Genomic DNA, 13,598 nt, shown 5'->3' with positions numbered 1-13,598 from the left:
CCAGCTGGCGTTGCCGCCGCCCGCGAAATTTATTCCTCTGTGACGAACCGTGTCGAAGTGTGACGGAATCCGACACAATTCGCGCCGTCACCGCGTAACAAGACTTTCGTTTTAGTTATGTCTCCCATTAGATTCTGTCGATATCCGCCGGGCTGAATCACAGCCCGCGAAGCAGCGAGGGGAAGCGAAGTGGGAACACACACGGGGAGCGTCGGCACCGCACACGCAGAGACGGGGAGCAAGGCGCGCGGCGTCACGCAAGGCGAACGTGAGATCGAGCTTGCCGGGCACCGCGTCTCACGCGTCGGGTTCGGCGCAGCACGGCTCACCGCCGGCGACGGTTGGGGCGAGCCGGCTGACCCGGCCGCGGCGAAAGACCTGCTGCTCGCGGCAGTCGAGGCCGGCTTCACCTACGTTGACACCGCAGACGCGCTCGGCCCCGGCGTGAGCGAGCGGCTCATCGGCGAGGCGCTCGGAAACCGCGACGACGTGCTCGTCGCGACGAAGGTCGGCATGCTCCGCCCCGCAGCAGACGCCTGGGGCGTGCTTGGCAGGCCCGACTACCTGCGCCAGCAGATCCACCTGAGCCTGCAGCGGCTGCGCCGCGACCGCATCGACCTGCTCTACCTCCACCGCATCGACCCTGCGGTGCCACTCGCCGACCAGCTCGGCGTGCTGCAGGAGGCGCGCGACCGCGGCGACGTCGGCGCGATCGGCGTGAGCGAACCCTCGGCCGCGCAGCTCGACGAGGTGCTCACCCTCGAGCCGTCGCTTGCGGCTGTGCAGAGCCTGCTGAGCGTCGTCGCCCGTCAGAACGGCGAGCTCGCGGCCCGGCTCGACAGGCTCGGGATCCCGTTTGTCGCGTACTGGCCGCTCGTCGGCCGCGGCCTGAAAAGCGAGCAGAAGGCGCTGCTGTTCGCCGAGCTCGGACGCATCGGCGACACTGTCGGCCTGAGCGCGCACCAGCTCAGCCTCGCCTGGATCTTCTCGGTGTACCCGCACGCCGCGGCGGTCGCGGGCTCGCGCTCGCTCATCCACCTCGTGCAGAACCAGCAGGCGGCGGGCGTACGGCTCGACTCCTGCGTCGTCTCCGAGGTCGAGGCCGCAGTCGCGGCCATCGTCGGCGACACCCCATTTGACCCACGCTTTCCGAAGGAGCACGCATGACCGCCACTACCCAGCTCACAGCTCAGCCGACAACTCAGTCAGCAACTCAGGCCGCAGCCGCAGCCCAGCGCACGGGCACCGACCCGCTGCAGACCTACATCGCCTACGCCGACGCCGAGCCGCAGCAGGCCGCGCGCGAGGCCGGCGTCACGGCGGTGAGCGAGTTCTCGGGCGCCCCCGAGGCCCTGCACGGCAGGATCACCGACCGCGTCGAGGCCGCACGCGACGAGCTGCGCGCGCTCGCGGTCGAGCTGTTCGAGCACCCCGAGGTTGGGTTCCAGGAGCATCGAAGCGTCGCCCGCATCTCTGAGCTGCTTGCCGCGAAGGGCCATCAGGTCGAGGTCGGGTCGTTCGGCCTCCCGACGGCGTTCCGCGCGAGCGTCGGGGCGGGTCAGCCGCACTTCGCAATCGTCGCCGAGTACGACGCGCTGCCAGGTATCGGTCACGCCTGCGGCCACAACATCATTGCGGCGATAGCGGCGGGTGCGTTCACCGCGCTCGCGCCAGAGGTCGGAGAGCTCGGCGGCAGGCTGAGCATCATCGGCACCCCTGCGGAAGAGGGCGGCGGCGGCAAGGAGCACGTGCTGCGCGCGGGCGGCTTTGACGACGTCGACGCTGCAGGCATGGTGCACCCGTCGGTCGGCACCGAGGTGTCGCCGATCTACGGTTCTGGCACGAGCGGGGTGCGGCGCCTCCGGGTGAAGTATCACGGCCGCGCGGGCCACGCGGCGGCGAGCCCGTACCTCGGGCTCAACGCGCTCGACGCTGTCGTCACCGCCTACCAGTCGATCGCGCAGTTGCGACAGCACATCCTGCCGATCGACAGGATCCACGGGATCATCACGAACGGCGGCGCGGCAGCGAACGTGGTGCCCGAGCTCACAGAGGCCGAGTTTCTCGTGCGGTCGAGCGAGATTGACACGCTGAAGGTGCTCACCGAGCGCGTGATCGACGTGCTCGAGGCCGCAGCTCTCGCGACCGGCACGACCGCAGAGATCGACGTCGACTTCGAGCCGCCGTACCTGCCGCTGAAGCCGAACGTGTCGCTCACGAAGCACTGGGCGCGGCGGCTTGAACGCCGTGGCCGCAGCGTGCCAGTCACGCCGAGCCGGGTTCGTCTGGGCGGGCCGTCGACTGACATGGGCAACGTGAGCTGGGCGATCCCTGCGGTGCACCCGGCGCTCGGCCTCGGCGGCCCCGCAGACGTGCTCCCGCACAATGCAGCGTTCGCCGCCTCCACTGTCGAACCACCCGCGATCGACGCGCTCGTTGACGCAGCGATCGCGCTCGCCGGGCTCGCCGCCGACTACCTCGCTGACGGCGGGCTCAGGGCCGCGGTGCGGGCCGAGTTTGACGAGAACGGCGGCGTCAGGCGGTGGACGTCGTGAGTGTCGCCACGCTGACAGGCGAGCGTCGCGGTGGCGGCAGCGAACCGCTCGCTGCCGCCGCGCAGGATCGCCGGGGAGTACCGCGCTGGCTCCGCATCCTCGCGCGCAGCCTGTTCGACCTCGTGCTCGTTGTCTGGCTCGCGGCGACGGTCGCCTTTCTCGCGCTGCGGCTCATTCCGGGCGACCCGCTCGACGTGCTTCTTTCTGGCGTGCAAGACGCGACGCCCGAGATGCGCGCGGAGATCGCCGCGCACTACGGCCTCGACAGGCCAGCGATCGTGCAGTACTTCGGCTACCTCTGGGGCGTCGTGCAGGGAGACCTCGGCACGAGCTATCACCGCGGCTCGCCCGTCACAGAGGTGCTCTTCAGCGAGCTCGGCGCGACGGTCGAGCTGACAGTCGCCGCGATGCTCGTCGCCGTCGTCGCGGCTGTCGCGCTTGCGCTCGCCACGAGCGGCGAGCGGCCAGGCACCAGGCTGATCGCGCAGGGCCTCGAGATCATCGCAGTGTCGGTGCCGTCGTTCTGGGTCGGCATCGTGCTCATGACTGTCTTCTCGTTCGGGCTGCGCTGGGTACCCGCGTTTAGCGGCGATACGCCTGCTGGCTTGATCCTGCCAGTCGTCACGCTCGCCGTGCCGCTCGTCGGCGTCATGACGCAGCTCCTGCGCGAGCGGATCGAGCACCAGCTCCACGAGCCGTTCGTGACGACTGTGCGTGCGCGCGGCGTTGGCGAGGCCGCGCTCCGGTCGCGGCACCTGCTGCGGCACGCGAGCGTGCCCGTCTTGACGCTCAGCAGCATCATCTTCGGGTCGCTACTCACGGGCACCGTCGTCATCGAGACGCTGTTCGCCCGCCCGGGCATCGGCCGCGTGATCGTGCTCGCGCTGCAGGATCGCGACGTGCCAGTCGTGCTCGGCTTCGTGGTGTTCGCCGCTGTCGTCTTCATCGTCATCAACACGATCGTCGATCTGCTGCTCCCGCTCATCGACCCGCGCCTGAAGGAGGCATGATGGCAAGCCGCATCGTTCGCGAGCAGCGCCCAGACGCTGGCGCTGCAGCCAGGCCAGGCGCTCAAGCCGCGGGACGCCAGACGCTGTCGCCGATCGGCAGGGCCGCCCGCCCGGGCCGCCCGCCGTTCGGGGTGATCGTCGCGCTCGCCGTGTTCGCTCTCCTCGTGCTTGCGGCGCTCGCGCCGGGCCTCGTCGCCCAACACGACCCCTACGGGAGCAACCCGGCGAACTCGTTCGCGGGGCCGAGCGCCCAGAACTGGCTCGGCACCGACCAGCTCGGCCGAGACCTGTTCTCGCGTCTCGTGTACGGCGCACGGTACTCGATCCTGCTCGGTGTCGGCGCGACTGTCATCGGCCTCGCCGGCGGCATCCTGCTCGGCGTCATCGCGGGCTATGCGCGCGGCAGCTTGGATCGCGCGATCACGCGCCTGCTCGACGTGCTGCTCGCGTTCCCCGACGTGCTCGTCGCTCTCGTCACAATCACCGTGCTCGGGCCGGGCGAGTGGAGCCTCATCTGGGCGGTTGGCCTCGGCCGCATCCCTGGCTCAGCGCGCCTCGTCCGTGGCGAGGTGCTCAGGGTGCGCGAGACAGGGTTCGTGCGCTCAGGGATCGGCCTCGGCCTCACCCCGACAACGCTCGTGCTGCGGCACGTGCTGCCGAACAGTCTTGGCCCTGTGCTCGTGCACGCGGTGCTCGGGGTCGGCGTGAGCATCATCTTCGGCGCCTCACTGAGCTTCCTCGGGCTCGGGGCAGTACCGCCGACGCCCGAGTGGGGGCTCATGCTCTCTGAGGCCAGGCAGTACCTGAGCATCGCGCCGTGGGTGGCGATCTGGCCGGGCCTCGCGATCACCATCACCGTCGTCTCGATCACTGTCGTCGGCCGCTTTGCGCAGCAGCGCTTCATCACGAAACGGAGTTCACTATGACTGGCACCGCTCACGCGCCGCTCGCCGAAGTGCGCGGACTCACTGTCACGTTCGACGACTTCGTCGCGGTGCGCGACGTCTCGTTCACGCTCACTCCGGGCAAGTGCGTCGCGCTCGTGGGGGAGTCGGGCTCTGGGAAGTCCGTCACCGCCCGCAGCCTGCTCGGCCTCGTCGGCCGCGGCGGAGCAGTGACCGCGGAGCGCCTGCGGCTCGCGGGCCGCGACCTCACCGAGCTCAGCGAACGCGACTGGCGCTCGGTGCGGGGCAGCGAGGTCGGCCTCGTGCTGCAAGACGCGCTCATCTCGCTCGACCCGCTCATGCGCGTCGGCCCGCAGGTCGCGGAAGCGCTCGCGCCGACGTCGGCAGCCCGCCGACAGCTCCGCGGCGGGGACAGGGCGGCGCGCGCCACCGAGCTACTCGAACGCGCCGGGGTCCCAGACGCCGCGGTGCGTGCCCGCCAATACCCGCACGAGCTCTCGGGCGGGTTGCGGCAGCGCGCACTCATCGCGAGCGCGGTCGCGGGGGCTCCCGGCGTGCTCATCGCCGACGAGCCGACAACCGCGCTCGACGTGACCGTGCAGGCGCAGATCTTGGCGCTGCTCGGCGAACTGCGCGCGGAGGGCACCGGGCTGCTGCTCGTGAGCCACGACCTCGCCGTCGTCTCGCAGCTCGCAGACGAGATCCTCGTGCTGCACCGCGGCGAGGTCGTCGAGCAGGGCCCTGCCGCCGAGGTACTTGGCGCCCCGCGCACCGACTACACGAAGATGCTGCTCGCCGCGATTCCCGCCGAGCGAGACAGGCGGCGCCAGGCGGGTCAGACGCTTCCTGGTGATCAGGATCGCGCCGATGCGCCGGCAGACGATGCGCCGGTGCTTGGTGAGCCGGTGCCTGGCGCCCCGGTTTCCGATGCGCCGTCGCACAGTGCGCCCGGGGCCGACGCGGCCCCGGCCAGCAACACGTCGACGCACCCGGTGCCAGTGCTGCAGGCACTCAACCTGCGCAAACGCTACGCGCGGCCCGGCGGCGGGCACACGCTCGCCCTCGACGACGTCTCGTTCGCGCTGAACCGCGGCACGACGCTCGGCATCGTCGGCGAGTCAGGCTCAGGCAAGTCAACCGCCGCGAACGCTGTGCTCGGCTTCACCTCGCTCGACGCGGGCGAGGTGCTGCTCGACGGCGATGTCTGGTCAGCGGCACGCGAGCGCGGCAGGCGCTTGCGACGGCACAGGATCCAGGCGATCTCGCAGGATCCGCTCGGCTCGTTCGATCCGCGGGCCGACGTGCGCGGGATCCTGACCGAGGCGCTCCACGCGGTCGGCGTACCCCGACCGGAGCACACCGAGCGTGCAGTGCGCCTGCTCGAACAGGTGGGGCTCGGGTCCGAGCACCTCGCGCGCACCCCGCTCGAACTCTCGGGTGGGCAACGACAGCGCGTCGCCATCGCCCGCGCGCTCGCGACCGACCCCGAGGTCATCGTCTGCGACGAGGCGGTCTCGGCGCTCGACGTGTCCGTGCAGGCGCAGGTGCTCGACCTGCTCACCGAGCTGCAGTCGCGGCTCGGCGTCTCGCTGCTGTTCATCTCGCATGACCTCGGCGTGATCCGCAGCATCGCTGACGAGGTCATCGTGATGCGCGGCGGCCGCATCGTCGAAGCCGGGCGCACCGAGCAGGTCTTCACCGCACCCAAGCACTCCTATACCCGCGAGCTTCTCGCGGCGATCCCGCGCCTCAGGGTCGCCGACGAGCCCGCAGCAGAACCCACCCCAACATTCACCGACACCACCGAAAGAACCCCAACATCATGAATCGAAGACTCCTCACCATCCCAGCGCTCGCCGCGACCGCGCTCCTCGCGCTGTCAGGCTGCACGACAGCGGGTGCGAACGCTGGCGACGGCGCTGCGGCCTCGGCAGAACCGACCGCTGGCGGCACCCTCACCTACTTCGCGAACACCGAACCGCCGGTGTGGGACGGCCAGCGCATTCCGAGCCTCAACGCGAACTCGATCAACAGCTCCATCTTTGACACCGTCGTCGCGCAGGCAGACGACGGCACCTACAAGCCTGGGCTCGCGACGAAGTGGGAGATCAGTGACGACGGCCTCACCTACACGTTCACCCTGCGCGACGACGTCACGTTCCACGACGGCACCCCGTTCAACGCAGATGCGCTGAAGCTGAACCTCGACCGCCCGCTCGCCGAGCCCGATCTCGCGACGGTGTCGACTGGGATCGCGTCGACGAAGGTCATCGACGAGCACACGCTCGAGGTGGTGCTCAGCAGGCAGAACGCGGCGTTCATCCACGCACTGTCGACGCCGCACTGGCCCATCTACTCGGGCAAGGTGCTCAGCGAGCACACCTCGGCAGAGCTCGCGGCGTCGCCCGAACTCTCAATCGGCACCGGCGCGTTCAAAGTGAAGGAGTACTCGAAGGGGTCGCAGCTCGTGCTCGAACGCAACGACGACTACGACTGGGCGCCCGAAACGTGGGAGCACGAGGGGCCGGCGTACCTCGACGAGGTCGTCATCCAGTTCGTGCCCGAGACGCAGGCCCGCATCGGCGCGCTCACATCGGGGCAGGCCGACGCGATCGACCAGATCCCGCCGCTGAACATCCCAGAGGTTGAGAGCGCAGGGCTCACCGTGCTCGAGAAAGACAACACAGGCACCCCCTACTACGTTGCGCTGAACCCGAACCTCGCGCCGTTTGACGACAAGAACGTGCGGCTCGCGTTCAGGGAGTCTGTCGACATCGACGGCCTGCTCGAGGGCGTCTACGCCGGCGTCTACGAGAAGGCGTGGAGCACGACGCTGCCAGGCACCCCGCCCGAGGGATCGTTCGACGAGTCGCTCGTCGACAGCTGGGGCTACGACCCTGAGAACGCCGCGAAGCTGCTCGACGAGGCAGGCTACACCGAGGTCGACTCAGACGGCTACCGCGTGAAAGACGGCAAGCGGCTCACGCTGAACTGGAGCGTTGACAGCCTGTACCAGCAGACTGATCAGCGCCAGCAGCTCGGCGAGGCCATCGCGTCGTCGCTGAAAGACGCAGGCTTTGAGGTGATTCGCACCCCGTACGACACCGCCGCGTACACCGCGCAGCTCGCGAAGGGCGAGCACCACCTCGCCGACTCGTCGCGCGGCTTCGCCGACGTTGGTACCTCCGTCTACCCGTTCACCACGGGCGGCATTCCGAGCTCGAACGGCGGCTCAGGCATCAACTACGGCCTACTCAGCGACCCGGCAATCGACGACGCCTACAAAATCATCACAAGCTCGCTCGACCCTGCGGAGCGCATCGACGCGGCACACGAGGTGCAGCATCGCATTCTCGACGAGGGCTACGTTGTGCCGATCTACGTGCCGAAGAAGATCGTCGGCACGACTGACAGCGTCAGCGGCTGGAAGTTTGACGCCGTCGGTTACACCGATTCGTTCTACGACGTCTGGCTCGCACAGTAGCCCGCGGGCTGCCGCAGCCACTGAGAAAGGACCACAGCAATGCCACGGATTGACCTGTTCTACTACGGCGACACCTCGCCTGGCCAGTCACCAGCACAGCTCTACCGCGAGATCGAGGAGCAGATCGTGCTCGGCGACACGCTCGGATACCATGGCGCATGGGTGACCGAGCATCACTTCCAGGCGCGCGGTGAGGTGCCCGACCCGCTGACGCTGTTCGCGCGGCTCAGCGGCAGCACCACGCGCATCAGGCTCGGCACATCGATCGCCTGCGCCCCCTACTACCACCCGATCAGGCTCGCCGAGCAGGCCGCGCTCGTCGACGCGCTCTCTGGCGGCAGGCTCGACCTCGGCGTCGGCACTGGAATGACGACGCCCGAACTCGCGGCGGTGTGGGGGTTTCAGCCAGACGACGCGGCACGGCGGGCGAAAGAGGTCCACGAGATCCTCACCCAGGCCTTCGACGACGGCGTGGTGAACTACGCGGGGGAGTTCTACAACTTCTCTGACGTGCGCATCTCGCCGCCGGCCGGGCGGCCCGCGAAAGACATCATCTGGACTGCCGCAGGCCGAAACGCGATCCCGCTCGCGACGAAGCACGGCTTCAGGCTCATGATCCCGCGGCCGCTGCCGCTCGCGCAGCGGCTGCAGATCAACGACGAGTACCGGGAAGCGGTGCCTGGCGGCGAGGTCATCCACCTGCGCTCGGGCCTCGTCGGCCCGACGGCTGAGATCGCCCGCGAGCGCGCGGTCGAGTTTCTACGGGAGTACGCTGCCGTCTACCTCCGCACCGACTGGCGCGGCGGGCCGGACAGCCAGGCGTTCGATGACATCGCAGAGAAACTGTCGTTCGCCGTCGGCACCGCCGAGCAGGTCGCCGACAAGATCTGGGAGTGGACCGAGCAGTTCGGCGGCACCGAAGAGACAGCCATTCAGTTCCACGGCCCCCGCGTCGAGCACGCGCACGTTCTCGAATCCATCGAGCTGTTTGCCCCGCAGCTCGCCCAGCTGCAAGACGACGCCCCGCGCACGAGCGTGCAGTGGGAGGACAGGGGGATCGAGGATCGCCCGGTGCCCCACGAACTCACCCCCTACAGCGACGGCGGCGTGCAAGACCCAGACGTGCGGCGCCTCGTCGGGGCGCAGCAGGCAGCACAGTGACGCCGACAGTGCAGCAGGCAACACAGTGACGCCGGCACAGCGACGGCACTCACACACGACACGACGAGGAGAACTCTCATGACCACACCCCCACTTCACCCGCAGGCTGGCACGCGCAGCCCGCTCGGCACGACCGACATCGGCGAGAAGCTGCGCATTGGGTTCATCACCCACTTCGACCAGAGCGAAGACACCGCGTCGATCTACCGCGAGAACATCCGCCTCGTGCAGGCGCTCGAAGCGCAGGGATACGACAGCGCGTGGATCGCGACCCGCCACTTCGGTAGTGGCTGGGCCGCGGCGCCGAGCCCGTACGGCCTGCTCGGCGCGCTCGCCGCATCGACCGAGCGGATCGGCCTCGGAACAGCCGTGCTTCCCATCATCTTCGACGACGCGGTGCGTGCGGCAGAAGAGCTGTCTGTCATCGACCACCTGTCGGGCGGGCGCCTGCTCGTCGGGCTCGGGAAGGGCGTGCCGAGCGACTCCTACCAGGTGTTCGAGGCGTATTCGCCAGACCGCGACCAGAGCTTCAGCGAGAAGATCGAGACCCTGCACTGGGCGCTCGAGGGCAACCAGGTCGAGGGCGGCTCGCAGTCGATCTACCCTGCGAACACCTCGCTGCAGGGCCGCCTGTTTCACGGCAGCTCGAACGACAAGACGATCAGGTACGCCGCCGAGCGCGGCGACGGCTTCATCCTCGAACGGTTCGGCAACGGCCCTGAGCGCGAGCCGGGGGAGCGCCAGACGTTCCAGCGCAGGCAGCTGCGCACAGTGCTCGACTACCGTCGCGTCTTCCGCGAGACCTGGGGCGACACCCGCACCCCGTACGTCGTCACCTCGCGCAGCGCGTATCCCGGGGCGACGACAAGCGCGGCGCTCGCTGAGGCATCTGCAACCGCCGCAAGGTGGAACGAGTACGCGGGCATCCTCGGCAGGGTGAACCCCGAGTACTCGCCCGCCGGCCAACTGCTCTCGGACAACTTCGTCTGGGGTGACCCAGAGGCGCTCGCCGCAGACCTGCTCGCAGACCCGACGGTGCTCCTCACCGACGAACTCGTGCTAGGTATTCACCCCGCGCTGCACACAATCGACGAGACGATCGCGAAAGCGAGGATTCTGCTCGACGAGGTCGTGCCGCTCGTGCGGGAGGGCTGGGCCACCGGTCGCGCAGAGCTGCTCGCCCGCGAGGAAGCCGGGGTCGCGTCGTGAACCCGGCTCCCGTGAGAAGCGTCGCCGCTGATGACGTCGCGGACGTCTCGCGCGGCGCCGGGCAAGGGGGAGTGCCACCGGATGCCGGTTCCGCCAGGACGGCTGAGTTCGCGCCCGCCCGGGGGCCAGAGGCGAACGCCGATGTGGTCCCCGACACTGCAGCTTTCGAGCCAGACAGGGCTGTGTTCGAGCGGGAGTGGGCCGAGTGGCAGCAGGGGCGCCTCGGCGCCGCGACAGCGCCGACCGGGCCGGCAGCGCTCGTGCTCACACAGTGGGTGACTGGCGAGGAGCCGCGGGCGGTTGCCGGGCTTCCCGGCCTGTGGTCGGCACCGGGCGGGGTGCTCACCGCGACCGCCTTCGCTCCCGGTGACTACACGCTGCCGACTGGCGAGCACGCCGAAGCGCCGCTGCGCCTCGGCGAGCCACGGGGCGACGCCGATGCCGGCGCCCACGCCGAGGTGCGGGCCGGGGCGCTCACGGTGCGGCCGTTTGCGCGCGAGGGAGTGCCCGCGGTGCGGGTGTTCGACCCCGCCGCCCCCGGGCGCACCGGGCTCGAATCGATCGACGCGTTCGCGCCCGATCCTGCCTGGGTGGTCCCCGCGCGCTTCGACCGCCGCCCGCGAGCGGTGCCCATCGAGCTCGCCGACGGGCACCAAACGATCGCCGAAACTTCCGGCGACCTCGTGTTCGAGCTCGCCGGAGTCGAACACAGGCTCGCCGGCACCGTGCGCGGCGGCGCGATCTCGGTCGTGTTCGGCGACGCGACGAACGGCGTCGAGAGCTACGGGTTCAGGTTTCTCACGGTGCCGGCGCCCGACGCGACAGGGCGCACAGCGATCGACTTCAACCGCTCCTACCTGCCGCCGTGCGCGTTCAGCGACCAGTTCGTGTGCCCGCTGCCTGCCGCGGGAAACCGGCTCCCGGCGCGCATCGCGGCTGGCGAACGCGAGGTGCGGCGCCTGGCCGAACCTTCGGCGGAGGAGACACGCACCAGGCGCTACCGTGACGTGATGGGCGCCTTCCCCTCTGGCGTCACCATCGTCACGACGCAGGGGGAGACGGGCCCAGTGGGGTTCACCTGCCAGTCGTTCTACAGCGTGTCGATCACGCCGCCGCTCGTGTCGTTCTCAATCGCACGCACGTCGAAGAGTCTCGCGGCGGTGCGCCAGAGCGGCAGGGTCGTTATCAACTTTCTGAGTGCCGCGCAGCGACACCTGAGCGCGCAGTTCGCGAGGTCGGGCACCGACAAGTGGCAGGGCGTTGCCTGGACGCCAGCGGTCGACAACGGCTCTCCGGTGCTCGACGAGGTGACGGGCTGGGTCGCAGGCGAGATCGACCGCGAGATCGAGGCGGGCGACCACCTCATCTTCCTCGTGCGGGTGGACGCGCTGCACACGGCGCCAGACGTTGAGCCCCTCGTCTTTCACAGGGGGAGTTACCGGGAGCTCGAGTACATGATCTAACCCGGGGGCCCGACCGGGGCCGTGTGTGTGGGCTCGCGACACCGCTTCCGGCGGCGGCCGGAGGCGGTGTCGCAACCTGCCGTTCACCTGCGAATGCTAGGTTGGCTGCATGATGAATCGGGCCGGTGGGGCGGTGTTCGCCCCGAGAATGTGGGTGATGCCCCACCCCGGCACGAACGGCTACGTCTCGTCGTGGGGAGCAATGCTCTCTGGCACCACTCCCAGAGCGGATGCCGCAGTACCCCGGCCACCCGCAGGGCTCTTCGGCGCCTGACCTTCGGCGCAACCACGCTGTCTCCTGCCCTGGCCGGGTGATGTCCTCGCACGCATGCCACCTGGAGACCCCGTGAACTCATCGACACCACGCCACACCTTTCCGCCATACGGCGCATTCGCCGAAGCCCGCCGCATCACCGCGCTCCTGCGCAAAGAAACTGTCGGCGGGATGCTGCTCGTTGCGGCAGCGCTCGCCGCCGTTGTCTTGGCGAACTCGCCTGCCGCGGCGAGCTATTTCGCGCTGCGCGACTTCACGATCGGCTACGAACCCTGGCACCTCAAGCTGTCGCTTGGTGCATGGGCCGCCGACGGGCTGCTCGCCATCTTCTTCTTCCTCGTTGGGCTCGAGCTCAAACGGGAGTTCGTCGCCGGCGACCTGCGAAACCTTCGAACTGCGATCGTGCCTATCGCGGCGGCAGTCGGCGGTGTCGCCGTGCCAGCGCTTGTGTACGCCGCGATTGCCTCGCAGAACGAAGCGCTCAGAGGAGGCTGGGCGATCCCGACCGCCACAGATATCGCGTTCGCCGTCGCAGTGCTCGCGATCATCGGCTCGCACCTGCCGCCCGCCCTGCGCATCTTCCTGCTCACGCTCGCCGTCGTCGATGACCTCCTCGCGATCAGCATCATCGCCGTGTTCTACACCGACAGCATTGAGGTGCTGCCGCTCGTGCTGTCACTCGCGGTCATCGCGCTGTACGGGCTCGTCGCGCAGCGCTACCGCGCCTTCTTCGGCGCGAACGCCCTTGCCGCCTGGCTCGTGCTCCTCCCGATCGGGGGAGCCGCGTGGGCGCTGATGCACGCCTCGGGCATCCACGCGACGATCGCCGGCGTACTGCTCGGGTTCACGATTCCCGTGATGCATCGGCGCGCAGACCGCGACGCCGCGGGCAACACCCCTGGGCTCGCCGAAGTGTTTGAGCACCGCTTCAGGCCGCTCTCGGCTGGGTTCGCGGTGCCCGTGTTCGCCTTCTTCGCAGCGGGGGTCGCTGTCGGCGGGGCAGACGGGATCCGCGCCGCGATAGCCAACCCGCTCGCCATCGCCATCGTTCTCGCCCTCGTGCTCGGCAAACCGATAGGCATCCTCGCGATGACCTGGCTCACCACGACGCTCATGCGCACCAAGCTCGACCCGGGTCTCAGGTGGATCGACATGGCCGGAGTCGGCCTCCTCGCCGGTATTGGGTTTACTGTCTCGCTGCTCATCGCCGAACTGAGTTTTGCGCCGGGATCGGCGGAGGCAGACACGGCGAAGGTCGCGATCCTCGCAGCCTCTGTGATCGCCGCAGCGCTCGCCGCAGCCGTGCTCGCCGCTCGAAACAGGCAGTACAAGCGAATCGCGCTTCGAGACGCGGTAGACGAGAACGCCGACGGCATCCCCGACGTCTACCAGCGCGAGGGGTGAGACGTCGGATAGCACGTTCCTCAGGCGTACCTCAGGCTACGAGTTCGCAGCCAGCCAAACTCAGCAAGGCCTGGATAGAATGAATCTGCTTGACCGCCGGAGTAGCCGGGCAACCGCGCCGGTTGGTGATGCG

Annotated in this window: 11 protein-coding genes; all 11 read left to right on the top strand. The window is 69.1% G+C overall.

All coding sequences use genetic code 11. The features are described from left to right. Positions 1 to 189 precede the first annotated feature (189 nt). The 11 genes from ACF07D_RS03175 to nhaA all read left to right on the top strand — a co-directional run bounded on the left by ACF07D_RS03175 (position 190) and on the right by nhaA (position 13,465). Positions 190 to 1,167, top strand: a complete 978-nt coding sequence (locus ACF07D_RS03175) for an aldo/keto reductase (RefSeq protein ID WP_391503857.1) — start codon at positions 190 to 192, stop codon at positions 1,165 to 1,167. Then, positions 1,164 to 2,555, top strand: a complete 1,392-nt coding sequence (locus ACF07D_RS03170; protein ID WP_391503856.1) for an amidohydrolase — start codon at positions 1,164 to 1,166, stop codon at positions 2,553 to 2,555. The genes ACF07D_RS03175 and ACF07D_RS03170 overlap by 4 nt, the downstream gene beginning before the upstream one ends. Further along, positions 2,552 to 3,565 carry an ABC transporter permease gene (locus ACF07D_RS03165; RefSeq protein WP_391503855.1) on the top strand — a complete coding sequence of 338 codons (1,014 nt, stop codon included), beginning with the start codon at positions 2,552 to 2,554 and terminating at the stop codon, positions 3,563 to 3,565. Before ACF07D_RS03170 ends, ACF07D_RS03165 begins: the two co-directional genes overlap by 4 nt. Then, positions 3,565 to 4,491: an ABC transporter permease gene (locus tag ACF07D_RS03160; RefSeq protein WP_391503854.1), complete on the top strand. Its 927-nt coding sequence runs from the start codon at positions 3,565 to 3,567 to the stop codon at positions 4,489 to 4,491. The genes ACF07D_RS03165 and ACF07D_RS03160 overlap by 1 nt, the downstream gene beginning before the upstream one ends. Beyond that, complete coding sequence (locus ACF07D_RS03155; RefSeq protein WP_391503853.1) at positions 4,488 to 6,296, top strand: dipeptide ABC transporter ATP-binding protein; 1,809 nt, start codon at positions 4,488 to 4,490, stop codon at positions 6,294 to 6,296. Before ACF07D_RS03160 ends, ACF07D_RS03155 begins: the two co-directional genes overlap by 4 nt. Beyond that, positions 6,293 to 7,954 (top strand): ABC transporter substrate-binding protein, encoded by a 1,662-nt coding sequence (locus ACF07D_RS03150; protein ID WP_391503852.1) that lies wholly within the window; start codon positions 6,293 to 6,295, stop codon positions 7,952 to 7,954. The genes ACF07D_RS03155 and ACF07D_RS03150 overlap by 4 nt, the downstream gene beginning before the upstream one ends. Positions 7,955 to 7,993: 39 nt before the next feature. Continuing rightward, on the top strand, positions 7,994 to 9,115 hold the full coding sequence (locus ACF07D_RS03145; RefSeq protein ID WP_391503851.1) for an LLM class flavin-dependent oxidoreductase: 1,122 nt from the start codon (positions 7,994 to 7,996) through the stop codon (positions 9,113 to 9,115). A 78-nt stretch (positions 9,116 to 9,193) separates the two neighbouring features. Next, positions 9,194 to 10,324, top strand: a complete 1,131-nt coding sequence (locus ACF07D_RS03140) for an LLM class flavin-dependent oxidoreductase (protein WP_391503850.1) — start codon at positions 9,194 to 9,196, stop codon at positions 10,322 to 10,324. Next, positions 10,321 to 11,787: a flavin reductase gene (locus ACF07D_RS03135; protein WP_391503849.1), complete on the top strand. Its 1,467-nt coding sequence runs from the start codon at positions 10,321 to 10,323 to the stop codon at positions 11,785 to 11,787. The genes ACF07D_RS03140 and ACF07D_RS03135 overlap by 4 nt, the downstream gene beginning before the upstream one ends. Positions 11,788 to 11,896: 109 nt before the next feature. Continuing rightward, positions 11,897 to 12,061, top strand: coding sequence for a hypothetical protein (locus ACF07D_RS03130; protein ID WP_391503848.1), 165 nt, complete (start codon positions 11,897 to 11,899; stop codon positions 12,059 to 12,061). Between the two features lie 54 nt (positions 12,062 to 12,115). Beyond that, positions 12,116 to 13,465, top strand: a complete 1,350-nt coding sequence (gene nhaA, locus ACF07D_RS03125; RefSeq protein WP_391503847.1) for a Na+/H+ antiporter NhaA — start codon at positions 12,116 to 12,118, stop codon at positions 13,463 to 13,465. Positions 13,466 to 13,598 lie beyond the last annotated feature (133 nt).

Origin of the sequence: Leucobacter sp. NPDC015123 (genome assembly GCF_043080205.1) — a bacterium.
GTDB classification, from domain to species: domain Bacteria; phylum Actinomycetota; class Actinomycetes; order Actinomycetales; family Microbacteriaceae; genus Leucobacter; species Leucobacter aridicollis_A.
Note: the sequence above shows the minus strand (reverse complement) of the source record. Positions and strands in the feature narration are given on the sequence as shown.